1 pseudogene is annotated in these 339 nt (G+C 65.2%); it reads right to left on the minus strand.

What is annotated here, in order from left to right:
* Positions 1-323, minus strand: a pseudogene (locus AXK60_RS25365) (IS21 family transposase); the annotation flags it as partial.
* Between the last annotated feature and the right edge of the window lie 16 nt (positions 324-339).

Here is a 339-nt window from a genome sequence, read left to right on the forward strand (position 1 = left end):
GCATAGGAGACATCCGTCATGCCGTGCTCATCCATCAACCGAGTGTGGATCCGGCGGACGGTGTGCCGCTGCTTACGCGGCGCATCCAGGTCCGCGAGCAGGATCGCGTCGATCGCCGCGGCGTACTGATCGACCTTCGATTGCCGGCGCGGATACCGTTTGCGTTCACTCGGCCACGCCGACCCCGCCGCCTCATCGACCGTGTGCCAGCTGACCTGGTACTTCCCTTGAATCATCCGCCGCGAGACGCCGTCTCGCAGGTCACGTCGGATCGCCGCGAACAGCTCCACCTTCGACATCGACGACGATCCGGATCCAGGCATCAGCAGGCTCCCAGCC

Source organism: Tsukamurella pseudospumae (assembly GCF_001575195.1).
Classification (GTDB): Bacteria; Actinomycetota; Actinomycetes; order Mycobacteriales; family Mycobacteriaceae; genus Tsukamurella; species Tsukamurella pseudospumae.